At 68.1% G+C, this 24,223-nt stretch carries 18 protein-coding genes; all 18 read right to left on the reverse strand.

The window, feature by feature from the left end; all coding sequences use genetic code 11:
* Positions 1-131: 131 nt before the first annotated feature.
* Complete coding sequence (locus N8I74_RS18960; RefSeq protein ID WP_263124769.1) at positions 132-1,232, reverse strand: glycosyltransferase family 9 protein; 1,101 nt, start codon at positions 1,230-1,232, stop codon at positions 132-134.
* A gap of 96 nt (positions 1,233-1,328) precedes the next feature.
* A complete protein-coding gene (locus N8I74_RS18965; RefSeq protein ID WP_263124770.1) occupies positions 1,329-1,790 on the reverse strand; it encodes a PRC-barrel domain-containing protein in 462 nt (153 codons plus the stop codon).
* A 143-nt stretch (positions 1,791-1,933) separates the two neighbouring features.
* Positions 1,934-2,227 carry a hypothetical protein gene (locus N8I74_RS18970; RefSeq protein ID WP_263124771.1) on the reverse strand — a complete coding sequence of 98 codons (294 nt, stop codon included), beginning with the start codon at positions 2,225-2,227 and terminating at the stop codon, positions 1,934-1,936.
* Between the two features lie 112 nt (positions 2,228-2,339).
* Positions 2,340-3,542, reverse strand: coding sequence for a hybrid sensor histidine kinase/response regulator (locus N8I74_RS18975; protein WP_263124772.1), 1,203 nt, complete (start codon positions 3,540-3,542; stop codon positions 2,340-2,342).
* On the reverse strand, positions 3,539-4,132 hold the full coding sequence (locus N8I74_RS18980; RefSeq protein WP_263124773.1) for a chemotaxis protein CheB: 594 nt from the start codon (positions 4,130-4,132) through the stop codon (positions 3,539-3,541). Before N8I74_RS18980 ends, N8I74_RS18975 begins: the two co-directional genes overlap by 4 nt.
* Positions 4,133-4,135: 3 nt before the next feature.
* On the reverse strand, positions 4,136-4,972 hold the full coding sequence (locus N8I74_RS18985; protein ID WP_263124774.1) for a CheR family methyltransferase: 837 nt from the start codon (positions 4,970-4,972) through the stop codon (positions 4,136-4,138).
* On the reverse strand, positions 4,969-8,481 hold the full coding sequence (locus N8I74_RS18990) for a response regulator (protein WP_263124775.1): 3,513 nt from the start codon (positions 8,479-8,481) through the stop codon (positions 4,969-4,971). Before N8I74_RS18990 ends, N8I74_RS18985 begins: the two co-directional genes overlap by 4 nt.
* Positions 8,482-8,631: 150 nt before the next feature.
* The gene (locus N8I74_RS18995) at positions 8,632-8,994 is read right to left on the reverse strand and encodes a response regulator (protein WP_263124776.1); all 363 of its coding nucleotides are present in this window, start codon (positions 8,992-8,994) and stop codon (positions 8,632-8,634) included.
* Positions 8,995-9,116: 122 nt separating this feature from the next.
* Positions 9,117-9,470, reverse strand: a complete 354-nt coding sequence (locus N8I74_RS19000) for a response regulator (RefSeq protein WP_263124777.1) — start codon at positions 9,468-9,470, stop codon at positions 9,117-9,119.
* A gap of 144 nt (positions 9,471-9,614) precedes the next feature.
* Positions 9,615-11,054: a PepSY domain-containing protein gene (locus N8I74_RS19005; RefSeq protein WP_263124778.1), complete on the reverse strand. Its 1,440-nt coding sequence runs from the start codon at positions 11,052-11,054 to the stop codon at positions 9,615-9,617.
* Complete coding sequence (locus N8I74_RS19010; RefSeq protein WP_263124779.1) at positions 11,051-13,135, reverse strand: TonB-dependent receptor; 2,085 nt, start codon at positions 13,133-13,135, stop codon at positions 11,051-11,053. The genes N8I74_RS19005 and N8I74_RS19010 overlap by 4 nt, the downstream gene beginning before the upstream one ends.
* 72 nt (positions 13,136-13,207) lie before the next feature.
* The gene (locus tag N8I74_RS19015; protein WP_263124780.1) at positions 13,208-13,600 is read right to left on the reverse strand and encodes a DUF2946 family protein; all 393 of its coding nucleotides are present in this window, start codon (positions 13,598-13,600) and stop codon (positions 13,208-13,210) included.
* A 127-nt stretch (positions 13,601-13,727) separates the two neighbouring features.
* Entirely contained in the window at positions 13,728-15,728 is a 2,001-nt protein-coding gene (gene tkt, locus N8I74_RS19020; RefSeq protein ID WP_263124781.1) for a transketolase, read from the reverse strand.
* Between the two features lie 346 nt (positions 15,729-16,074).
* Complete coding sequence (locus N8I74_RS19025) at positions 16,075-17,265, reverse strand: beta/alpha barrel domain-containing protein (RefSeq protein ID WP_263124782.1); 1,191 nt, start codon at positions 17,263-17,265, stop codon at positions 16,075-16,077.
* Entirely contained in the window at positions 17,252-20,365 is a 3,114-nt protein-coding gene (locus N8I74_RS19030; protein WP_263124783.1) for an error-prone DNA polymerase, read from the reverse strand. The genes N8I74_RS19025 and N8I74_RS19030 overlap by 14 nt, the downstream gene beginning before the upstream one ends.
* A complete protein-coding gene (locus N8I74_RS19035; protein ID WP_263124784.1) occupies positions 20,362-21,819 on the reverse strand; it encodes a Y-family DNA polymerase in 1,458 nt (485 codons plus the stop codon). Before N8I74_RS19035 ends, N8I74_RS19030 begins: the two co-directional genes overlap by 4 nt.
* Entirely contained in the window at positions 21,740-22,462 is a 723-nt protein-coding gene (gene imuA, locus N8I74_RS19040; RefSeq protein WP_263124785.1) for a translesion DNA synthesis-associated protein ImuA, read from the reverse strand. The genes N8I74_RS19035 and imuA overlap by 80 nt, the downstream gene beginning before the upstream one ends.
* Positions 22,463-22,983: 521 nt before the next feature.
* Positions 22,984-24,165: an aminotransferase class III-fold pyridoxal phosphate-dependent enzyme gene (locus N8I74_RS19045; protein ID WP_263124786.1), complete on the reverse strand. Its 1,182-nt coding sequence runs from the start codon at positions 24,163-24,165 to the stop codon at positions 22,984-22,986.
* Positions 24,166-24,223 lie beyond the last annotated feature (58 nt).

Below are 24,223 nucleotides of genomic sequence, written 5' to 3' on the forward strand. Positions count from 1 at the left end.
CGGACGAGCCTGACGGGCGGCCGAGCTTCACGTTGTGTCGGGTTGTCCGCGGCAGGTTGCAGCCCCGGGCCTGTGCCGCGCCACACGTTGGGTGCGGCCGATGGTCGCGCCGTGATCGGCCGGCGGTGACATCAGGCGGCGGCCAGCGGCGCGGCGTCGGGTTGCTGCCCTTCGGCAAGGAAGGCGAGCAGCGCCAGTGCCTCGGCGGTGACGGTGGCGCTGTCCAGCTCCAACAGGAACGAGGTGTCGTGCCCGCATGGCTCGCGCATGCAGTGCTGGCCGCATTCCGGGCAGTGCATCTGCCAGGAGGTGAGCACCCGGTGCCGCCCCCGGTAATGGGCGCCGGCGGTGACCACGTTGCCGATCCAGTACAGCCCCACCGTAGGGGCGCCGACGGCGCCGGCAAGGTGCAGCGGACCGGAATCGTTGGAGACCACCAGCCGGCTGCCGGCCAGCAGCGCGACGAGCGGGCCAAGCGCCAACGAGCCCCAGGCGGCGACTGCAGGTGCGTGCATCCGGTCGAGCACTTCCTCGACCAGCGCTTGTTCATCCGCCCGGAAGCCAGTGACGATCACCTGCAGCTGCAATGCGGCCAGCGCGTCGCCCAGTTCGGCGAAGCGCGACGGCGGCCAGCGCCGGCGTGCGTCCCCGGCGCCGGGGTGCAGCACCACATAGTCGCTCGCTAGCGCGGGCAGCAGGCCCGCCAGGGCCTGGCGGTCGGCAGGCGTCACTGCCAGGCGCGGCGTGAAGGTGACCGGCGCGGCGCCGACATGGCCGACCACCTCCAGATAGCGCATCACTTCGGGCTGCAGCCAGACATAGGGCACGTTGCGATCCAGCGGCGGCGCACCTGGCGCCTGCAGGCCGACGGCAAAGGCGGCTCCCAGCTGGCGTACGAACGGGTTGGAGTGCGCCCCGCCGCCATGCAGCTGCAATGCCAGGTCGAAGCGCTCGGCCTGCATCGCCTCGAAGAACGAGGACGGGGCGGGCCAGGTGTCGGGGTCGGTATCGCGCACGCCCGGGTACGGCGGCACCACCACCACCCGGTCGATGGGCCCGGGCCGGGACTCGAACAATTGCGCGTGCCATGGCAGGCCCAGCAGCACGATTTCGGCGGCGGGGTAGGCATGGCGCAGCGCCTCAAGCGCCGGCAGCGCAAAGATGAAGTCGCCCAGGCCGTTGGCGCGCAGTACCGCGATCTTGGCTGGAGCCGCAGAAATGGAATCGGACATGGGAATCCTACGCAGGAATGCGGCGCGATGACGCCGTGCACCAAAAAAGGGGCGCGACGCCCCTTTCTCCATACCGGCCGGCTTAGCCGGCCAGGCTCAGTGCCGCCAGTACGGGTCGGCCTGATAGAAGCTGTGCACTTCCGAGGCCCATTGCAGATCGGCCATGCTGGGCCAGTGGTCCTTGTCGAAGCCCGGGGCGCTCTTCAGCCGCTCCTCGCTCACGTCCAGCACGAAGCGCTTGTGGTCGATATCCAGCGCCAGCGCCTGCCACGGAATGGCGAACAGCTTGTTGCCCATGCCAAGGAAGCCGCCGAACGACAGCACGGCGTACGCGATGCGTCCGCGTTGCACGTCCAGCATGATGCCCTTGATTTCGCCCAGATCCTCACCGGCGGCGTTGACCACGTCGTTGCCTTCCAGCGAGTCGGACAGCATCAGGAACGGGCCTGGGCCATCGGCACGGTCGAACGATTCAGTGCTGCCGATGATGCGGGCGCCGCCCACTTCGGCGGCGGTACGGGCGCTCTGGTTGGTGCCAGGTTGGGTCGGGATGGTCATGGTGTCACTCCTTGTTTGCGTTAGCTTCGCCGCAGCGATACGCGCTTGCGGGGACGATGCCGGGTGGGCCCGGTCTGATACGGGCCGGCAGGCCCGCTTGTTTTCCGTGGTGTCGTCGCGTGCCGTCGCGGCCCGGGCGATGCCTATAGATGGATGATCTCGCCCGGCCACGGGCGGACCTTGGGGTCCAGATCCATGTAGCGGTCGGTCGGGGTGCTGCGGCGGTCGCGGTAGAACTGCGCGATGGCGCGGCGGTGGATCAATTCCAGTTCGCGCTGGCCGTTGCGTTGCGCGTCCAGCTCGTAGCGCGCGACGATGTCGCCCGAGGACTGGTCGTAGATGGCGACGTGGCCGCGGTTGGCGCGGTGCCGTCCCCCCCAGGCGGACAGATAGGGGCGGGACGGATCCTCATCGAGGGTGAAGGTGCAGTACAGCATGCGGCTCTCCTGGCAGCGCTTGCGCCGGCACAGGGCCGGCGGTTTTTTGTGATGCTGTACATGATGGCCGTTGCCGCATGGGCCCGGCATCGGCAGGTGCCGGAACGTGCGGTCAGTCGCTTCCTACAGTCTGCGGCGGCGCCAACGGCAGCTCGACCACGAAAGTGGCCCCTTCGCCCGGCCGGCTGCGCACGCTGATCTCACCGCCATGTGCCTGGACGATCTGGCGGCAGATGAACAGCCCCAGGCCCAGGCCGCCGGCGCCGCTGCCGGCCTGTTCGAACTGCTGGAAGATGCGCTGCTGGTGTTCCACCGCAATGCCCGGCCCCTCATCGCGCACCGCGATGCGGGCGCTCTGCCCGTCGCCGTGCACGCTCACATGGAGCGGTTTGCCTGGCGCGTAGCGGATCGCGTTGGTGACCAGGTTGGCCAATACCTGCTCCAGCCGGAACTGGTCCCACTCGCCGCGTACACCGTCCTGCACCGCCAGTTGCACTTCGGTGCCGGCCACCAGGAGCTGCTCGGAGAACTGGGCCACGATCTCGTTCACCAGCTCGCCCAGATCGCAGGGCACCGGCCGCAGGAAAAGCTTGCCGGTGCGGATGCGCGAGATATCCAGCATGTCGTCGATCTGGCGCACCAGCATGTCCACCAGCCGGCCTTCGCGTTCGACCATCTTGGCGAATTTCTCGCCGGTGAAGGCGCTCATGTCGCCGCGCTTGAGATTGCGGGCGCGCATCTGCGCGTGCAGTTTGAGCACGTTCAGCGGCGTCTTCAGTTCGTGCGCCGCGGCCGAGAGGAAGTCGTCGCGGTTGCGGATCGCCAGCTGCAGCTCGGCCTGGGTCTTGTGCAGCTCGGCCATCAGCATCTCCTGCTCCAGCTGCGCCTCCTGCAGTGCGCGCAATTGCAGCGACAGCGTGCGCTTTTGCCGGTACAGGTCGACGAACACGTTGACCTTGCTGCGCACCGCGTGCACATCCAGCGGCTTTTGCAGGAAATCGACCGCCCCGGTCTCGTAGCCCTTGAAGGCGTAGTTGAGCTCGGTGCCGCCGGCGCTGACGAACACGATGGGAATATGCTTGGTGCGCTCGGTGCTGCGCATGAATTCGGCAAGCTCGAAGCCATCCATACCTGGCATCTGCACATCCAGGATCGCCAGCGCGAAATCGAGTTCGAGCAACAGCTCCAGCGCCTGCGTGCCCGAATCGGCCTTGTGGATCTCCAGATCGGCGCGGCCGATCAGCGCCTGCAGCGCCGCCAGGTTCTCCGGCAGGTCGTCCACCAGCAGCAGACGGACCTTGTCCTCGTTCATCATGCTTCCCCCTCCACCCAGCGCGTGAGCGTCCCGGCCAGCGCTGCCAGCGGCAGCACCCGCGCCGCGCTGCCGGTGGCACGGATGCCGGCCTTGGGCATGACAGCGATCTGTGCCTCATCCGGATCCTGGATCAGCACCCTGCCGCCACACTCGACCACCCGGGCAAGCCCGGTCGCGCCGTCCTCGTTGGCCCCGGTCAGCAACACTGCGGCCAAGCTGCCACCGTAGACCGTGGCAGCCGATTGGAACAGCACATCGATCGACGGACGTGAGTAATGCACCGGGGCATCGATGCTCAGTGCAAAGGTACGGTCGGATTCGATCAGCAGGTGGTAGCCCGGCGGGGCGAAATACAATGTGCCCGGCTGCAGCACCTCCTTCTCGTCCGCCTCCTTCACCGCAAGCGCCACCCGCGGCGCGAACACCTCGGGCAGCAGGCTGGTATGCCCCTCGGGCAGGTGCAGCACGGTGACGATGGGGCACGCGCAGGTCGCCGGCAGCGCCGGCAGCAGCCGCAGCAGCGCTTCGATGCCGCCGGCCGAGGCGCCGATGACCACGGCTTGCAGCGTTGGGAGGGTCGGGCCGGCCATGGGTCAACGCTTGCGGAAGATGCGCTCGCCACCGGCGAACGTTTCGAAATGATCGGCCACGCCGGAAAAGCGCACCGTCTCCTTGCTGCCCAGGCCGAGAAAGCCCCGATGGCACAGCGAATCGCGGAACAGCCCGAACGCGCGGTCCTGCAGTTCACGGTTGAAATAGATCAGCACGTTGCGGCAGGAGATGAACTGGGTTTCGGAGAACACACTGTCGGTGGCAAGGCTGTGGTCGGCAAAGGTGACCTGCCGGCGCAGCGTGCGGTCGAAGATCGCCGAGCCATAGGCGGCCGTGTAGTAGTCGGAGAATGCGGCACGCCCGCCGGCCGCCAGATAGTTGGCGGTGAAAAGCTTGAGGTGCTCGATCGGGAAGATGCCGTCCTCGGCCCGCTGCAGGCTGTGCGGATTGATATCGGTGGCGTAGATCAACGTGCGCTCCAGCAGCCCTTCCTCATGCAGCAGGATGGCCAGCGAATAGACTTCCTCACCAGTGCTGCAGCCGGCGATCCAGATCTTGAGCGACGGGTAGGTGGAGAGGATGGGCACGAGCTTTTCGCGCACCGCGAGGAAATACGCCGGATCGCGGAACATCTCGCTCACCGGCACGGTGAGGAACTGCAGCAGGTTCAGGAAGTGCTGCGGCGAGTGCAGCACCTTGTCCTGCAATGCCGAGACGGTGGCGCATTCGAGCTGGGACATCGCGTGTGCCACGCGCCGCTTGAGCGAGGCGGGCGAATAGTTGCGGAAGTCGTAGTTGTATTTCAGGTAGATGCCTTCGATCAACAGGCGCATCTCCAGATCGAAATCCTGCTGCGGATAGCCTGGCACCCAGTTCATGCGCGCCCCGGCGAGGATATCCAGACCCGCACCAGCGATACCAGCGCGTCCAGGTCGATGGGCTTGGCCAGATAATCGTTGGCACCGGCCGCGATGCAGCGTTCCTGGTCGTCCTTCATCGCCTTAGCGGTGACCGCGATGATGGGCAGCTCGCGCCATTGCGCGCGGCGGCGGATCTCGGCCATCGCCTGGTAGCCGTCCATCTCCGGCATCATGATGTCCATCAGCACCAGGTCGATATTGCTGTGTGTCTCCAGCCGGGTGAGCGCCTCGCGGCCATTGCGCGCCACCACCACATGCGCACCTTTCATCTCCAGTGCGCTGGTGAGCGCGAAGATGTTGCGCACGTCGTCGTCCACCACCAGGATGGTGCTGCCGTCGAAGGCACGGTCGCGGTTGCGCGCGGCCCTGAGCATCTTCTGCCGCTCGGGCGGCAGCTCGGTCTCGACCTGGTGCAGGAACAGTGTCACCTCGTCGAGCAGCCGCTCGGGCGAGCGTGCACCCTTGATGATGATGGAGTGCGAATAGCGGCGCAGCGCGGCCTCCTCCTCGCGGGACAGCGAGCGACCGGTGTACACGATCACCGGCGGGAACGAGTAGAGGTGGTCGCTCGCCATCTTCTCCAGCAGCTCGGCGCCATGCATGTCCGGCAGCGTCAGGTCGATCACCATGCAGTCGAACACCCGCTCGCGCAGGAGCTGCAATGCCTGCTCGGCGTATTCCACGCCGGTGATCTCCACGTCCTTGTCGGCGATCAGGCGCTCGATGCTTTCGCGCTGCATCGGATCATCCTCGACCAGCAGTACGTGCTTGATCTTCTGTTCCAGCTTGTGCTCCAGCCGCTCGAACATCGAGAGCAGCTGCGCGTGCCCGGCCGGTTTGAGCAGATAGCCCACCGCACCCATGTACAGCGCGGCATCGCTGCGATCGACGCTGGAAATCACATGGGTCGGGATATGACGGGTACGTGGGTCTTCCTTGAGCCGCTCCAGCACGGTCATCCCCGATTGGTCAGGCAGCTTCATGTCCAGCAGGATGGCGTCGGGCACGTGCGTGGCCGCCAACTGCACGCCTTCAGCCGCGGTCAACGCCACCAGACAGGCGAAACCGCGTTCGTGCGCCAGATCGTAGAGGATGCCGGCAAAGCGCTCGTCGTCCTCGATCACCAGCATCAGCCGGCCCTCGGTGGGCAGGCGCTGGCGATCGTCGTCGAAATGCCGGCCGCCCACCTCGTCCATCGGTGCTGCAGGCAGCGGGGCTGGCGCTGCGGCCGGCCGCACCGGTGCGGGCACCGGCACCGGCGCACTCACCGGCGGCACCGGAAGCGGCTCGGGTTGCGGCAGCGTCCGCGGCAGCAGCAGGGTGAAGGTACTGCCCTCGCCCGGTGCGCTCTGCACCTTGAGCGAGCCGCCCAGCAGACGCGCCAGATCGCGCGAGATCGACAGCCCAAGCCCGGTGCCGCCGTACTTGCGGTTGGTGGTGCCGTCGGCCTGCCGGAACGCTTCGAAGATCACCTCCTGCTGCTCGGGCGCAATGCCGATGCCGGTATCGGACACCGCGAACGCAATCAGGTCGCCCTGCGGCACGATGGCAAGCCGCACCTGGCCTTCGTGGGTGAACTTGAGCGCGTTGGACAGCAGGTTCTTCAGGATCTGCTCCAACCGGCGTGAATCGGTCTCCATGATCTGGGGCAGCGCCGGATCGAGTTGGAACTCCAGCGCCACGCCCTTGGATTCGGCCATGTTGCGGAACAGCTGCGCCATGCGCTCGCCGAGCGGCCGCAGCGCCACCGGTTCGGCATGGATATCGAGCACGCCGGCCTCGACCTTGGACAGATCGAGGATGTCGTTGATCAGGTTGAGCAGGTCGCTGCCGGCCGAGTGGATCATGTTGGCGAAGCGCACCTGCTCCTCGGACAGGTTGCCCGAGGGATTGTCGGCCAGCAGCTTGGCGAAGATCAGCGCGCTGTTGAGCGGCGTACGCAGCTCGTGCGACATGTTGGCAAGGAACTCGCTCTTGTACTGACTGGCGCGCTGCAGCTCCTGCGCGCGTTCCTCGAGCAGCCGGTGCGCTTCGTTCAACGCGTGGTTGCGCTCGTTGAGGAAGTCCTTCTGCTGCTGCAGCCGCTGCGATTGCTCCTCAAGCTGCTCGTTGTTGCGTTCCAGCTCGGCCTGCTGGTTCTCCAGACGCGCCTGCGTCTCGCGCAGCGCGCGCGACTGCTCCTCCAGCTCCTCGTTGGCCGTCTTGAGTTCCTCCTGCTGGGTCTGCAGCTCCTCATTGAGCTGCTGCGTCTCTTCCAGCGTCAGCCGCAGGCGCTCGCGGATCTGTGCCGAGCGGATGGCGGCCCCCAGGGTTTCCATCGCCAGATGGGCGAACGCCAACGCATCGCCGTCGGGCGCCTCCAGGAACGCCAGCTCCAGCATCCCGGTGACGATGCCGTCGTGCATGCACGGCACGATCAGCAGAAAGCGTGGCTCGGCGCCGCCCAGACCCGAGGACACCGGCAGGTAGCCGGGGGGCAGGTTGTCCAGCTGCACCGTGCGGCGTTCGACCACCGCCTGCCCCAGCAGCCCCTCGCCCCGCTGGATCAGCACGCGCTGCGCCTGCACCTCCAGCGGCAGGGCATAGCCGGCTTCACGACGGAAGACCGTTTCATCGTCGCTGACGTACAACGCCCCGGCGTGGGCCTCGAGATAGCCGGCGATGAATTCGAGCGCATTGCGGCACAGCCGCTCCACGGACTGCTGCCCCAGCAGCCGGGTGGCCAGCTCGGTCTGCCCGGTCTTGAGCCAGGCCTGGCGCCCCAGTTCCTCGGTCTGCGCCTGCTGCTGATCGAGGGTATGGCTGTAGACCGCCGACAGCGCCAGCAACTGGCGGCGGCCGTTGTAGGCCAGCCCGGCGCCGGCCAGCAGCATCAGCAGCACGGTCAGCGAGACCAGCACGGTGATGGTCTTGTTGGCCGATTCGCTGCGCTGGACACGCAGCGTCTCTTCGGCCAGGACCACGGCGGCAAGGTCGACGCGCATCGCATCCATCAGCCGCTTGCCGGTCTCGGACGACACCAGGCTGACCACATCCGAGCCGCTTTCCTTGACGCGGATGGCGTGATCCACATAGTCGCGCCAGCGGCGATAGAGCCCGGCCACCTTGTCCAGGCGCTTGAGCTGCTCCGGGCGGCCGCGCAACTGGGTGCGCAGTGCGCTCAACTCGATCGGCATCTGCCTGATCGAACTCTCATAGGGGGTCAGGAAACTGCGCCGGCCGGACAACAGAAACCCGCGCATGCTGGTTTCGGCGTCGACGATCAGCTTGGTCAGCTCATGGGTGCCGCCGATGACGCGATTGGACGTGTCGACCGTCCGCATCACCGACACCAGATAGAACAGCAGGCCGACGAAAATCGCGGCGCTGCCAAGCCCCACCAGCAGCGGCAGGACCACATTGCGTGACAGGAGCCGGCGAAAGGCCACGGCGTCCAGCGCTAGCGAAGGAGCGCGCTTGTCGAACATGATGCGCAGATCATCCAGGCAGAAGGAATCGGTTGCGGCGCACCGCCTGCCGCCAGGGCAGCGTGCGGACACCGCGGGTTGTCATATCGGCGACGCCGGCACAGCGGGCCGTATCCGAGGCGCAACGCCATGGTGGCGGGGCCTTGCGGATCAGACCGTGCGGGCATCGGCGATCGCGCCGGAGAGTTGCTCCAGCGAGTAGGGCTTGCGCAGCAGCGTGAAGCGCGCCTGACCGGCCTTGCTCAGATGCGAGATGTCAAAACCGGTCATGATGACCACATCAAGCTGTGGTTGCAGCGTCAGTGCCTGCCACGCGAGCGCCTCGCCATTGGCACCGCCGCGCAGCTGCAGATCCGAGAGCAGCAGATCGATCGTCGGTTCGGCCGTCAGGTGCTGCAATGCCGCGACAGCCGTGCTGGCGCACCATACCTCATGCCCGAGGTGCTCCAGCTCCTCGGCGATGCACTCGAGCATGTCGGGGTTGTCCTCGACGATCAGTACTTTTCGGTTCATCCGGGCGCAGCGTGACGATCCAGGGGAAGCGGCCAAGGGGCCGCTGCAACGTGCGGATCATGGCGATTCGGCAAGACCTGCACCATCGGTGCATTCTTACGGCGTATAGGAATCCGCCTACATCATCCGCCTACGGCCAGATCGCCCAGCACCTGTTCGAGCTGGTCCAGATCGAAAGGCTTGGGCAACAACGTGGCGCACACCCCGAGCCGGTCGCGCTCCTGCGCCAGATCATGGCCGGACGCGAGCACCAGCGCCATCTCCGGCTGCAACACCACCGCCTCGCGCGCAAGCTCGATGCCCGAACGGCCGGGCAGGCTCACATCGGTGAAGAGCACGTCAAAACGACCGTGTTGCAGTTCCCCCAGCGCTTCCTCGGCACTGGCCACTGCCACGGCCTCGTGGCCGAGCTCATCCAGATAGTCGGCAATGGTGGCACGCAGCATCGCGTTGTCTTCGACGTAAAGGATATTCAAGGGTAGGCCCGAAGCACGGTTGAGCCGGGCGCAGGCGGCGCCCCGGCGGTATTCAAGATTATGCCGTAAGCGTCCGACTGCCAACCAATCAGCGTATCTTGCGCCGCAACAACCGGCCCGCGGCGCCGCCTGCCCGACCTGTGCTCAGCGCCGGCCGCGCCTGCGCCACAACCCTATCCCCACCAGCGCGGCCAGCATGTTGACCAGGACGAAAGCCACCAGGATCGCGTCGCGCGGCGTCTTGCCCAGGCCATCGAGCCAGTGCCATTTGTGCAGCCACGAGAAAAGGTAGCCCTCCAGGCGGTCGGTCTCTTCCACCCTGGTCGAGAACGCACCTGTGGCCGGCTCCACGTACCAGGCCGGGCGCCCCGGCGCCGCGAAGTCGATGCGATAGACCGGCAGCCGCTTCTGGAAGAAGCCGTACTCGCCGCCGAACCGGGTCACCAGCGTCACCCGCGCGACCGGGGCCGCCGGTGCACCGGCGGCCCGGGCAAGCTGCGCCGCATGGCGCCGTGCGGCTGTTTCGGGGAGCCACGCGGCACCATCGAAATAGCGCGGCAATCCGCCTGGGGCGGCATGCTGGTGGTGGTGATGCGCATGCTCGGCGTGGCTGCCCCCGGCAGCGGTGGCGGCCAACCAGACCGGCGCGCCGTCGATGGCGACGGCGATCAGCGCCTCGACGCCCTGCGGCACCGCCGCAAGCGGCGCGGCACCGGGCAGCGGCTGAACCACAGGTGTCGGCGGGTTGGGCCGCGCCAGCCACAGGTGGATGAGCCCGCTGCCGGTCAACGCCAGACCCGCGGACACGGCAAGCAGGCCCAACGCGCGATGCAGGCGTCGTCCTGCCGGCTGGCTGGCACGCAAGGTGCCGGCACGCCAGCGCAGCACGTACAGTGCCAACCCGCCGCACAGCGTGACAAAGGCGGCACCGACCAGCAGCCCGATGCCCATCCGCTTGAACGTGCCCTCCCCGGCCCAGGACCAGCGATGTACTGCACTGAAGACCGTCGACAGCACGCGCTTGCTGTCGTCGGTCAATGTGGCCAAGCGGCCGCCGTCGGTATCGACGAAGGCGGTGAGGCCATCGTCACGGGCGAAATCGACGCGCCACACTGGCAGCAGCTTGTTCATCGGCAGGTAGTCAGGACCGAAAGCAGTCACCTGCGCGATCCGGGCAACCGGGCTTGCGGCATCGCCGGTGAAGGCCCGCGCCAGCCGTTCGGCTTCGCGCGCGTCGGCCCCGGCAAGCTCGATGCCGCTATATGCATCGAACCACCGCACCACGCCGTCGCCATGCACCCGCCAAGCAGGGCGGCCTTCGAGCAGGGTCAGGCGCAGTGCGGTGAGCGTGCGCGGCAAGGGCGGTGCAACGGGCCGCAGACCTGCCGGCAGCGGCTGCGCAGCCGGCGGATGCGCGGGTACGGGCGACAAGGCCGACATCACCGGATGCATCACGCCGGTGGCACCCCACAGCAGGATGGCCGCCAGGGCGGGCCAGGCCAGCAGGCGATGCCAGCGGATCAGCCAGGCCGGTACGGACCGGCCGCGGCTGGCCACGGTGGCGAACGATTCGCGTGCGCTCATTGCCCATCCCCCCCGAAGCGGTAGCGTACGCCGGCCAACAGGGTACGCGGCGCGCCGGCGCTGTAGGTGTCCTGCGCCTCCGGATCGCGCCCGGCGAGGCCGTTGTAGGTCGACGCGGCGATTTCGGCATAGCGCTTGTCGGCAAGATTGGTGAGCGATGCCCAGGCTTCCCACGCCCCCCGCCGCCAGTTGGCACGCAGGTGCAGCAGCGTATGGCCGGCATAGCGTTCGGTGTTGGCGTTGTTCATCCAGTACGGGCCGACGTATTGCGCCTCTAGCGCCACCCGCAGTGCCTGCATGGGCTTCCAGCCCAGCTCGGCGTTGGCGATCCACTCAGGCGCGGCAGGCATGTCGCGGCCGTCGTAGTGCATCCCGGGGGCGGCTTCATAGGCGATGAAGCGATGGCGGGCATAGGCGCCTGCCAGTCGCGCGTCCCAGCGGGCAGCCTGCCAGCCGGCGCCGAACTCGACGCCGACATGGCGTGTCTTGCCGGCGTTGCGCGGCTCGGAACGGCCGGGCTGGGTGCTGAAGCTGACGATTTCGTCATGCCCGGTGAGCCGGTAGACGGTGGCCTGCAGTGCCAGGCCCGGCAGCGGCTCGGCGCGCACACCGGCTTCGAGGTTGTCGAAGGCCGATTCCTTCAGGTCCGGTGCTTGCAACGACGAGAACAGCGCACTCACCTCGGGCGGGGTGAAGGCACGCGAAGCGCTGGCATAGAGATTGACCGTGTCGCTGGCCTGCCAGGTCAGGCCCAGCCGTGGCGACAACGCCGAGAAGGTCTTCTGCTGACTCGGTGCGCCGGTCGATGCCGTGGGTTCAAGCCGGTTGTCGTAGTCGTAGCCGATGCGGTCGTAGCGGGCACCGGCCGACAGGCGCCATGCACTGGCGGGCTGCCAATGGGCCTCGCCGTAGACCGCGCCGTTGTCCAGCACCACCTCGTAGTCGCGGCGCAGGCCCAGCCGGGTGTAGCCGGTATAGCGCTGGGAGGCCGCATCGCGCGTGACCGCCAGGTTGTACTCGGTCTGCCGGTTCGGGCTGCGCTCGACGGTGACACCGCCGACGAGGCGCCAGCCGGCCAGCGCCTGCTCGTGCCGCGCATCCAGCCCATAGGAGGTGAAGCGGTTGTCGGTGGTGCGGCCGGACGCGGTGGTCGGGCCGGTGTTGAAGATCAGATAGCTGGGCAGCTGCTCGGTGTGGTTGCGCCGCAGATACAGCGTGGCCGTGCTGGTGCCGCCGTCGTTCAGGCTGCCCGAGAGCTGGGTGCTGGCGCGCAACGCATCCACATCGCGGTAGGTGAAGGTGTGCAGGCTGTAGCCCGGATCAGTACCGAACCGCGACGGGGTGAGACTGCCGGCCATGTCGGTATACAGATGGCTTGCCGTCAGCGTGGTTTTCCAGAGTGTGTCGCCGAGCCATTTGTCCACACGCAGCGTGCCGCCTTCCTTGTCGTAGTCGGCGTATTGCTGCCAATCCGGACGGCCGCGCGCGCTGTAGCCGGCAAAGCGTGCCGCAAGGTCGTCACGCCCGCCTTCCAGGCTCACATCGGCGCGGGCGTAGCCGTGCTCGTCGCCGCGCAGCGCCAGCTCGCCGCCGAAGCCGGCACGCGGCGCACGGGTGTTGAAATTGACCGCGCCGCCGACGGCATTGGCGCCGAACAGGCTGGAAGCCGGGCCCCGCACCACTTCGATGCTGTCGGCCCCGGGCAGATTCACCTCGTAGAGCGCATTGTGGTTGAAGATGCCGACCGGCCGGATCGGCACGCCATCCTCCAGGAACTGGTAGTAGGCGTTGTACGTCATGGGCTGGCGGATCGAGAGGTTATGCTGTTCGCCGCCCAGGTTGGGCATCAGCACGCCCGGGGTCTGGTTGAGTGCCTCGCCGATGAAGGTGGGCTTGAGCCGGGCAAGCGTTGCCGCGTCGGTCCTGGCGACCGCGGCGGCGGTCTCCTTGAGCGCGGCACCGCCGCGTTCGGCGGAGACGATGATGGTATCGAGCGTGGCGCCGGCCGGCTCGGCGGCGGCGCAAGCGCTGACGACGGCGAGCGCGCAGGTGCGCGCCGCCGCAGGGATGCGGGTGGACATATCAGGGTTCCTGGATCTCGCAATGGGTCGTACCGGCGCGCGAAGCGCCGGTACCCGGTCATGGGCGCAAGATCAGGCGGCGGGCGGCCCGCGGTTCGGCGGCAGCCGGCATGGTGCGGTCGGCACCTCGCAGGCTGCCGGATGCGTAGCCTGCGGCGCGCGATAGGTCAGCGCGGCAAGGCATGGCTTTGCAGCCGGTGGCAACGCCGGCTGGGCCGCGTGCGTGGCGCACAGCGGGCAACCCTTGACCAGCGCGGTCGCATCCTGGCCGCCCTGCTCGAGGGCGATGAGCTGCACCTGCTGGCCTGCGCTGGAGCACAGCGCCAGCGCAACCGCCCCCGAACCGGCCATGCCGGCATGGGCAAGCGGCAGCAGCAGATGCAGGGCCAGCGCGAAGAGCGCAAGCCAAGCATGACGGGGACGACGCAGGTGGTGCATGCGGGCAGGTCGGACGAAGGCGCCCATGATGGTAGCGCACCGGGGTGCCGCATACGCCCATCGGCGATGGAACGGCCGGCACCGGACATGGAAACGGGCATGCCGCAGCATGCCCGTTCCGGTCGGACAGGCGGGCAAGGCGCCCGCCTCACGGTTACTTCACCAGCGCCTTGGCCCGTGCCGCCACGTTGTCGGCGGTGACGCCGAATTCCTTGAACAGCACACCGGCCGGTGCCGATTCGCCGAAGTGGTCGATCCCGACCACGTCGCCTTCGAGCCCCACATATTTGCGCCAGCCGTCGGTGATGCCGGCCTCCACCGCCAGCCGCGGCACGCCCGGGGGCAGCACGCTGTCCTTGTAGCCCTGGTCCTGCCGATCGAACACATTGGTCGAGGGCATCGATACCACGCGCGCGGCGATGCCCTGTCCGGCCAACTGCTCGGCCGCCTTGACCGCCAGATCGACCTCGGAGCCGGTGGCGATCAGCACCACCTTGGCACCCGCGGCATCCTTGAGCACGTAGCCGCCCTTGCGGATATTGGCGACCTGTTCGTCGCTGCGCTGCTGGAACGCCAGGTTCTGCCGGCTGAAGATCAGTGTGGACGGCGTGGTCTTCTGCTCGATGGCATAGGCCCAGGCGACGATGGATTCCACCGTGTCGCACGGCCGCCAGACATGCATGTTCGGGATCACGCGCAGCGAAGCGGTCTGCTCGACCGGCTGGTGGGTCGGGCCATCCTCACCCAGCCCGATCGAATCGTGGGTGAACACGAACAGCGTCGGGATCTTCATCAGCGCGGCCATGCGCAGTGCGTTGCGCGCGTATTCGCTGAACATCAGGAAGGTGGCGCCATACGGACGCCAGCCACCATGCAGCTGGACACCGTTCATGATGGCGCTCATGCCGAATTCGCGCACACCGTAGCTGATATGGTTGCCCAGCAGCGTGTTGCCTTCGCGCTTGAGCGGGGTGCTGCCCTTCCAGTTGGTCAGGTTGGAGCCGGTCAGGTCGGCCGAGCCGCCCAGCATTTCGGGCAACTGCGACGCGAAGGCATTGAGCGCGTTCTGGCTGGCCTTGCGGGTCGCGATGGTCTCGGCCTTCTGGCGGGCCTCGGTGAGTGCCGCCTCGACGATGCTGTTCCAGTTTTCCGGCAGCTTGGCGGCGATGCGGCGCTTGAACTCGGCCGCCAGGTCCTTGTGCTGCAGTGCGTACTTGTCGAACAGCGCCTGCCATTCGGCTTCCTGCTCGGCGCCGGCCTGGTGCTTGTTCCAGGCGTCGTACACGTCCTGCGGGATCTCGAAGGGCGCGTGGTTCCAGCCGATCGCGGCGCGGGTGGCGGCGATCTCGGCCTCACCCAGCGGGGCACCGTGCGAATCATGGCTGTCGGCCTTGTTCGGGCTGCCCTTGCCGATGACGGTCTTGCAGCAGATCAGCGACGGCTTGTCGGTCACCGCCTTGGCCTGCTCGATGGCGTTGAGCACGGCCCCGACATCATGGCCGTCCACACCGCGCACCACATGCCAGCCATAGGCTTCGAAGCGGCCCGGGACATCCTCGTTGAACCAGCCTTCGACGTGGCCATCGATCGAGATGCCATTGTCGTCCCAGAACACATTGAGCTTGCCCAGGCCCCAGGTGCCGGCGAGCGCGCAGGCTTCATGGCTCACGCCCTCCATCAGGCAGCCGTCGCCCATGAACACCCAGGTGTGGTGATCGACGATGTCGTAGCCGGGCTGGTTGAATTCGCGCGCCAGCAGCTTTTCGGCCAGCGCGAAGCCGACCGCGTTGGCAATGCCCTGGCCCAGCGGACCGGTGGTGGTCTCGATGCCCGGGGCGTAGCCGTATTCGGGGTGGCCCGGGGTCTTGGAATGCAGTTGTCGGAAGTTCTTCAGATCGTCGATGGACAGATCGTAGCCGGTGAGATGCAGCAACGCGTACTGCAGCATGGAACCATGACCGTTGGACAGGATGAAGCGGTCGCGGTTGAACCACTGCGGATTCCGGGGATTGTGGCGATAGTGCCCTTCGCCCCACAGCGCCACGGCAATCTCAGCCATGCCCATCGGCATGCCGGGGTGCCCGGAGTTGGCCTTCTGCACGGCGTCCATCGCCAGCGCCCGGATGGCATTGGCCATGTCTGTACGCGTTGCCATAGATATTCCTCTCAGATAGATAAACACGGATGGGGCGCCAACCGCGCGCCATGCGGCTTGCCGCATTATCCCGACTCGTTGCGGCAGGGACAACCAGGGTTCTGCCGTGATCGGGTCAGGTTTTACCGTAATGCAGCAAGCGAGGGATTGTCGTGGCGCAAACGCGGCTCGCTTTGCGGCCACCCCCGGCTGTCGGCCGTGCGTACCTCAGCCACTGGGGGGCGACGCGCTGCACCAGCGTGGGGAGCCCGTCCCCACGCCGGGGCCAACGCATCGCGCCCGGGCGCCAACGACTTGGCGACCTTGGCGAACCTTGGCGACCGGCCACGGTATGGGGCTGTGGCGCTCAGGCTGCCACCATGCGGCCATTGCAGCCCAGCAGGGCCAACTCGCCGTGCAACGGTGCCTGGGCGCAATCGTGCACCAGGTCGGCACCCACGCCCAGCCGCACCGGGATGCGGTCGGCAAACGTGTGATACAGCGTGAACGCCCGCTCCAGCGTGGCCACCTGGGCAAACACCAGGGTCTTGCCCGCAGGATCGACGCCCTGTGCACGCCAGTGGGCGATGACCCGTTCCCCCCACGCGATGGGGTCGCCCGCTTCATGGCACAAGCCGTCGAAGAGCTTGCAGAAATAGCGGTCGAAGCCGGCGAGAAAGGCCTCGACGGTGCCGCTGCCGCCACCGGCAACACCCGCATCGCCCCGATATTGCCGCACCCAGTGCTCCAGCGCCTGCCGTTGTGCATCCTCCGGCGCGGGCGCAAGGCCCTGGAACAATCCAAGGTATTCGGGCGCCATCCCGCCGATGGGCTGCAATCCGTGGCGCATCGCCAGATAAAGGTTGGTGGTGCCGTTGACAGCGCCGAAACCTGCCTGGGTCAGTGCGAAGACCACCTCCTCCTGCCAGGAGCGCGCATAGCGGTGGCGGGTTCCCGCCTCGAACCAGGCGAACGGAAAGCGCCGCTGCGGCGCCCGGGCAAAGCGGCGCAGCCGGTCAAGCTTGCCCAGCAGCCGCTCCCGCCCGGCCACCAGCGCCGGCGCGAGCAGGAACTGCCGGCTGTAGACCTCGCCCAGCAGTGCGGGCAGGTAGGTGCCGAACGGCAGGCAGTGCAACACCGGGCCGGCCACGCGGATCGCCAGCCCGCCATCCTGCGACGCGGTGACGGCAACACACTGCCGCGGTAGCCGGAAGCCCTCCAGGAACCCGATGAATCCTGGGTGCAGCGATGGCACACGGGCAAGGTAAGCCAGTTCGGCAGCCGAGAAACGCAGCGTGCACAGCTCGTCGAGCTGGTCTTCGAGCTCGGCCTTGAGCACCCCTGGCGGCAGCTCACACGGATGCTGGCAGCGGAACGCATATTCGACATGCACCTGCGCATGCTGGTGCAGCAGCGCCTGCATGGTCATCAGCCGGCACAGTTCGATATCGAGCAGCGAAATGATCACCGGGGCCTGCGCGGCGCTCCAGCGCCGAGGACGCGGGTTGCCATTCAATCCGGGAATGAGGCGGGAGAGTGCGGTTTCAATGGAAATCACGGCTTTCACTCGGTAGACGGCCCAGCAGCGGTGTCATATCCACCAGCCGCTGCGCCAGCAGGTGCACCACCGCCCCTTCGCGCTGGATCACCCCATAGACCGCCAGCAGCCGCGCGCCCAGCAGGGCCCGGCGTTGCAGATCGGCCAGTTGTCGCCAGACGATGACGTTGACGTTGCCGGTCTCGTCCTCCAGCGTCACGAATGTGACCCCGCTGGCGGTGCCGGGGCGTTGCCGCCCCACCACGATGCCGCAGGCCCGGCCCGGCTGGCCGTGGCGGCGTTGCCGGATGTCCGCCGCGCTGTGCATGCGCTCGCGGGCCAGGCGCGTGCGCAGCAGGCTGAGCGGATGCGCACGCAGGGTCAGCCCCATGCTGCGGTAATCGGCCACCAGATCCTCGCCCAGTGTGGGCGCGGCAAGATCGGCCGGCGCGGCACCATCGCTGGTGGTGCCAAGGTCGTGCCGCACATCAAGGCCGCTGACCTGCCAATGCGCCGCGTGCCGGTGCCCGGCCAGCGTGGCAAGCGCCCCGGCGGCGGTGAGTGCATCGAGCGCGCGCCGGTCCAGTCCAGCCCGCCGCTGCAGGTCAGCCACCGATGCAAAGCCGTCCGCCGGGCGTGCCGCTACGATGCGCCCGGCGGCCGATGCGGCCAGGCTGCCGATGCGATTGAAGCCAAGGCGCACCGCCGGCTCTGCCTGCCCTTGCGCCTGCAGCGCGCTTTCCCAGGCGCTGTGCTGCACGTCGACCGGCAGCACCACCACCCGATGGCGGCGCGCATCCTGGATCAGTTGCGACGCCGTATAAAAACCCATGGGCAACGAGTTGAGCAGGCCACACAGGAACGCACCCGGCTCGTGGCACTTGAGCCAGGCGCTGAAATACACCAGGGTGGCGAAGCTGGCCGCATGCGATTCGGGAAAACCATATTCGGAGAAGCCTTCGATCTGCCGGATGATGCGTTCGGCGAAATCCCCGGTGTAACCGCGTCCGGTCATGCCCTGGCGCAACTTGTCCTTGAACTGCTCGAGCTTGCCGCTCTGGCGCCACGAAGCCATCGAGCGCCGCAGCTGGTCAGCCTCGCCCGGGGTGAAGCCGGCGGCCACCTCGGCCAGCTTCATCACCTGCTCCTGGAAGATGGGCACGCCCAGCGTGCGTTCGAGCACGCTCCTGACGGCGTGGCTGGGGTACTCCACCGACTCCAGGCCCTCGCGTCGTTGCAGGTAGGGGTGCACCATGCCGCCTTGGATGGGGCCGGGCCGGACGATGGCGACCTCGATCACCAGATCGTAGAAACGGGCCGGCTTGAGCCGGGGCAGCATGCTCATCTGCGCGCGCGACTCCACCTGGAACACGCCGATGGTGTCGGCCCGCGACAGCATCCGATACACCCGCGGGTCTTCGCGAGGGATGTCCTGCAGCGTGAAGGGCCGCCCGCGCAGCGCCGTTACCGCCTCCAGGCTGCGCCGGATCGCCGAGAGCATGCCCAGTGCCAGCACATCCACTTTCAACAGCCCCAGCGCCTCCAGATCGTCCTTGTCCCACTGGATGACGGTGCGGCCGTCCATGGCCGCCGGCTCGATCGGCACGAGACGCGCCAGCGGCCCGCTGGAGATGACAAAACCGCCCACGTGCTGCGACAGATGGCGTGGAAAACGCCTCAGTTGCCCGACCAGCGCCACCAGCAAGCGCACCTGGCGGCTTTCGGGGTCAAGCCCGGCCTCCACCATGCGCTGGAACAGGTGATCCCGGCTGTCCCACCACGACAGGTTCTTGGCCAGCCGGTCGAGCTGGTCCTCGGCCAGCCCCAGCGCCCGCCCCACGTCGCGCAGGCTGCTCTTGGTCCGGTAGCTGATCACCGTGGCGGCGAGCGCGGCCCGGTCGCGCCCGTATTTGCCGTAGATGTACTGGATCACCTCTTCACGCCGGTCGTGCTCGAAATCGACATCGATATCCGGCGGCTCCCCCCGCTCGACCGAGATGAAGCGCTCGAACAGCAGGTTGCCCTCCTCCGGCCTCACTTCAGTGATGTGCAGCGCATAGCACACCACCGAGTTGGCGGCCGAGCCGCGGCCCTGACACAGGATGCCCCGGCTGCGGGCGTGGCGGACGATATCCTCCACCGTGAGAAAGAATGCCTCGTAGCGCAGCCGCGCGATCAGCGCCAGCTCGTGCGCGACCAGCTGCTGCACCATGGCGGGCGTGCCGGCGGGGTAGCGCTGCGCCAGCCCCGCTTCCACCAGAGCCGCAAGATGCCCGGTCGGGGTAAGGCCCGCAGGCACAAGCTCGGCCGGGTATTCGTAACGCAGGCTGTCGAGCACAAAGGTGCAGCGTGCGGCGATCCGCTGCGTCTCGGCCAGCAGTGCGGCCGGGTAGAGCGCCGCCAGCCGGGCCCGCGGACGCAGATGGCGCTCGCCGTTGCCGACCAGTTGCAATCCGCATTGCGCCACCGGCGAACCGATCCGGATCGCGGTCAGCACATCCTGCAGCGCCCGGCGCGAGCGCACATGCATATGCACATCGCCCGCCGCCACCAAGGGCAGCCCGGTGGCCGCACCCAGCCATTGCAGCTGCGCCAGCCGGCCCTGATCGTCCGGACCATGCAGCAGTTCCGCCGCGATCCAGGCCCGGTCGGGGAAATGGGCGGCGAACCAGCCGCCGTCGGCCACGCTCGGTACATCGGCAGGCAGCCATAACGCCAGCAGATGGCCACACAGCATCGCCACATCGTTGCGGCCGAGCTTGTAGCTGCCCTTGGCGGCCTGACGCCGCCCGAGGGTGATCAGCTCGGAAAGATCGCCGTAGCCATGCCGGTCCGGTGCCAGCAGCACCAGCCGCAGGCCGTCATCCAGCGTGAACTCCGCTCCGACGATCAGCTTGAGCCCCGCCTCCTTGGCCGCCACGTGCGCACGCACAATGCCGGCCAGCGAGCATTCGTCGGTCAGCGCCAGCGCGGTGTAGCCCAGCGCCTGCGCGCGCTCCACCAGCTCATGCGCGTGCGAGGCGCCGCGCTGGAACGAGAAATTGGACAGACAATGCAGCTCGGCGTACTGCGGCACCGGTTCCGCGGGCGGCAGGGTGCCGGCATGATCGAGGGCGCTCACGCGAACATCCCATGCAGCCACCAGTCGCCTGCGGTCCGGTCCTGGAAGATCCAGTAGCGCGCACCCGAAGGCCCCTGGGCCACGTAGTAGTCGCGGGTCACGTCGCCCCCGTCCCACCAGCCCGATTCGATCCGCTCGGCACGCCCCAGGCAACGCAGCGGCTCGCCATGCCAGGGCAGCTCATCGCGCAGCGGCAGGCGACGCGGCGCCGGCAGCAGCCAGCCCGGCCGCATGCCCAGCGGCAGCGGGCTGCTCGTGGTGCCTGGTGCCACCTCGGCCCAGGCGCGCTCGGGCCGGTGGTCCGGCACCGTGGCCACGCCGCATACCGCGTCCGCACCCAGGCGGGCCGCCATACGGTCCAGCAGCAGGGTCGGCATGCCCTGCCCATGCTGCGCGCCGAACAGATGCTGCGGCCGGCCGTCGAGCGGATGCAGCGCTTCGGCCAGCAGGGTGACCGACGCAGCCGGCGCGGCCAGCCGCTCGCGCGCCATCCGCTCACGTACGATGGCCAGCCAGGCGGCTGCGTCGCGCAACGGCCGGCCAGCACTGATCGTGACGGCAGTGGGTGCATGCATTTCATGGGTGAAGCGAAAGACCACCGTCTGCACGCCAAGCCCGCGCCCGGACAGGAACGCCTCCTGTGCCGCGAGCAGCCGTTGGGCCAGCATGAGAAAGACCGGCACCGTCTCGACCGGCCAATCCAGATCGATCGTGCGTTCGAAACGGTCAGGTGCGACAAAGACCGGGCGCGGATCGGGCAAGGCACCGAGGGCCCGCTCCAGCAGCAGCGGCAGCGTGCGCCCCGCACGCCGGGCCAGCCCCGCCCGCGGCAATGCCAGCACATCGCCCAGGCGGCGCAGCCCCAGTTGCTGCAGGGTTTGCGCCTGCGCCGGGGCCAACGGCAATACCGTCAGCGGCAACGGCGCCAGCACGGCATGCAGCAGGTCGGCCTGCAGTACCGGCTCGACCCGGCCCTGGCATGCCAGCCACTGCGCCGCCAGCGGCGTGGGCGCCACCGCGCTGGTCACGGCATAGCCCTGTGCCTGGGCGCCGCTTTCCACCTCGCCACGCAATCGTGCGAGGCCGCCGAAATAGGCCAGGCAGCCACCGATCTCCAACAGCAGGGTATCAGGCTCGGCCAGCACCACGGTCGGCGTGAAGCGCAATGCCCAGCCAGCCAGTTGGGCCAGCGCCGCCGCCTCGGCCTGCGGATTGCGCCGATGGATCACCAGCTGGTTGACCAATGCCAGCGCCGCCGAGAGCTTCATATCCGGCTGCAGCCCGAGGCTGGCGGCCAGCGCGTCGGCCAGCACCAGCCGCTCGCCGCGCCCCTGGCTTGCCACCACGATGCGCGGGCGCACCGCCGGGATGGCATCAGAATCCGGGCAGGCGGGCGGTGGAGGCGGGAACACATCCAGCGCCAGCCGGGGCAGATGCAACGCCAGCCAAAGCATCGTGAACCTCATCGCGTGAAAGGTCGACCGGCGCGGTCAGCGGCAGACCGCGCCGCTTGAGCACCCGGATGCGCCAGCCATCCGGCAACCCGGCCACAGCCAGGCGCAGCGGAAACGGCGACGCGGTGGACTGCGCCACCGCATGGCGCAGCAGGAAGGCCGCAGCAGTGCCCTGGCGCGCGGCCAGTTGCAGGCGCCGCGCAGCCCGATCGGCCAGCATGCCGGCATGCCAGCCCAGCACTGCGCCCGGAGCCGGATCGGCCAACGCCTGCTCCATCGCCCACATCGCCTCGGCCGGGTTGGCCGGGCGTATCCACACCAGCCGCTCCAGCGCGATGCCGGCCTGCGCCCATGCCGGCGCATAGGGCGGCCACGGCGGTGCCACCAGCACGACGGAGCGTCCCATGGCCGTCAGCTGCCGCAATGCGGGGAACAGCAGCGTCAGCTCCCCGTGCCCCGGGCGATGCAGCAACTCGCTCACCTGCCCCACTCCCCAGCCACCGCCCGGCAAGACTCCATCCAGCAAGGCATGGCCGCTGGCCAGCACCGGCCCCGCCACGCCATCGGCACCGCGCCACAGCGCAGGATGGGGCAACAGCGACTGCAGGCCCGGCCGGGCCTCCAAGGGAAGCGGAGCATTCATGGCACCCACTCTCGGCAAGAATGATCCCATTGTATAGAACGAACGTTCTACATCAAACCCAAAAGCCGCACAGCCGACGGAATGCACCATGCATTGCGGGCTGATCGCGCGTTCGCCGTGCCTCCAAGGCAGGCCCCGGATGGCCTTGGCAACGCCCAATGTACACAAGCCGTGCTGCAGTCCGGATGGCAGCACCGTCCCCTTGGGCGCCCCCTCTGCCAGGGACAACCGACCGGACAGATGCCAAGGCCACCGGGCCGTGCCAGCATCAGGCTGCCACCAGATCCGCCGCGCGATGCAGCAGCCAGGCACCGCCGCCCACCATCCGCACAGCCCCCAAGCAGCGCGGACATCCGGAAACACGATGGGCTGGCCTGTGCGCAGTGGCGGGCCGTACGGCAGGCCTGGTCCGCACGCCACGGCCGGAAGGCATGGGGCAAGTGAAGCCAAGCGCAGCGAACAAGACCCGGCGCAGCGGCCCTGGCACGCAGCGCGACGTCGCCAGGGACTGTGGATGTCTCTCAGGCAGCCTGCCGGCGGCTGCCCAATGCAGCATCCAGCAGCGCCAGTCCCTGGTCGATCTCGGCCGCGGTGCTGTTCAGTGCCGGCATCATCCGTACGCAGGACGGGCGCGGTGCATTGAGCAGCAGACCCTTGGCCCGCGCCAGTTCCACCACAGCCAGTGCATCGCATCCAGGTAACACGAGTGCCTGCAACAGGCCGATGCCGCGCACCTCGCCCAGGCCGTACCGCGCCGAGAGGCCGGCAAGACCCGCCGCCAGTTGCGCGCCGCGTTCGGCCACATTGGCCAGGAACGCCGGCTGCGCCAGGATCTCGAGCACGTCCAGCGCCACCGCGCAGGCCAGTGGCGCACCGGAGAAGGTGCCGCCCTGGTCGCCGGGTTCGAAGCAGCAGCAATCGCGCCTTGCCAGCAGCGCCGACAGCGGCACCCCGGCGGCCAGCCCCTTGCCCAGCGTCATGATGTCCGGCTGCACCCGGTAGTGCTGCGCGGCGAACAGCGTCCCCAAGCGGCCGCAGCCGGTCTGCACTTCATCGAAGATCAGCAGCAGGCCGTGCTCGTCGCACAGCGCCCGCAACCCGGCGATGAAATCCGGACTGGCCGGGATGACACCGCCTTCGCCTTGCACCGGCTCCAGCATCACGGCCACGGTGGCGGGGCCGATCAACGCAGCCACGCTGTCCAGGTCATTGAAGCGCGCCTTGGGAAAACCCGGTACCTGCGGCGGGTAGTAGTCGGCCCAGCCCGGCTTGCCGGTGGCGGACATGGTGGCCAGCGTGCGGCCGTGGTAGCCGTTGTCGAAGGTGATGATCTCGTAGGCGCCGCCCTTGTTGAGCCGACCCCACTTGCGGGCGAGCTTGATCGCGCCTTCGTTGGCTTCGGCCCCCGAATTGATGAAAAAGACCTGGTCCAGCCCACTGAGCGCCGTCAGCCGCCCCGCCAGCTGCAACAGCGGCCGGCTGTAGTAGGCCGGGCTCAGGTTGAGCAGCGTCGAAGCCTGCCGCGCCAGCGCCACGGTGACCACATCGGGCGAATGGCCAAGCGCGTTGACCGCCCAGCCCTGGACCCAATCCAGGTAGGCCAGGCCGACCTCGTCGTAAAGGTAGGCGCCGCGGCCACGCACGAAAACCTGCGGCGGGCGGATCACGGTGTTCATCAAGGCGTGCGTGGCTGGGGCAGACATATCGACAGGCTCCTGGACAGGGGTTGGCAAAGGCACAAAAACAAACAGGGCCACGGTG

This window comes from Chitiniphilus purpureus (assembly GCF_025642115.1).
In the GTDB taxonomy this organism is placed as follows: Bacteria; Pseudomonadota; Gammaproteobacteria; order Burkholderiales; family Chitinibacteraceae; genus Chitiniphilus; species Chitiniphilus purpureus.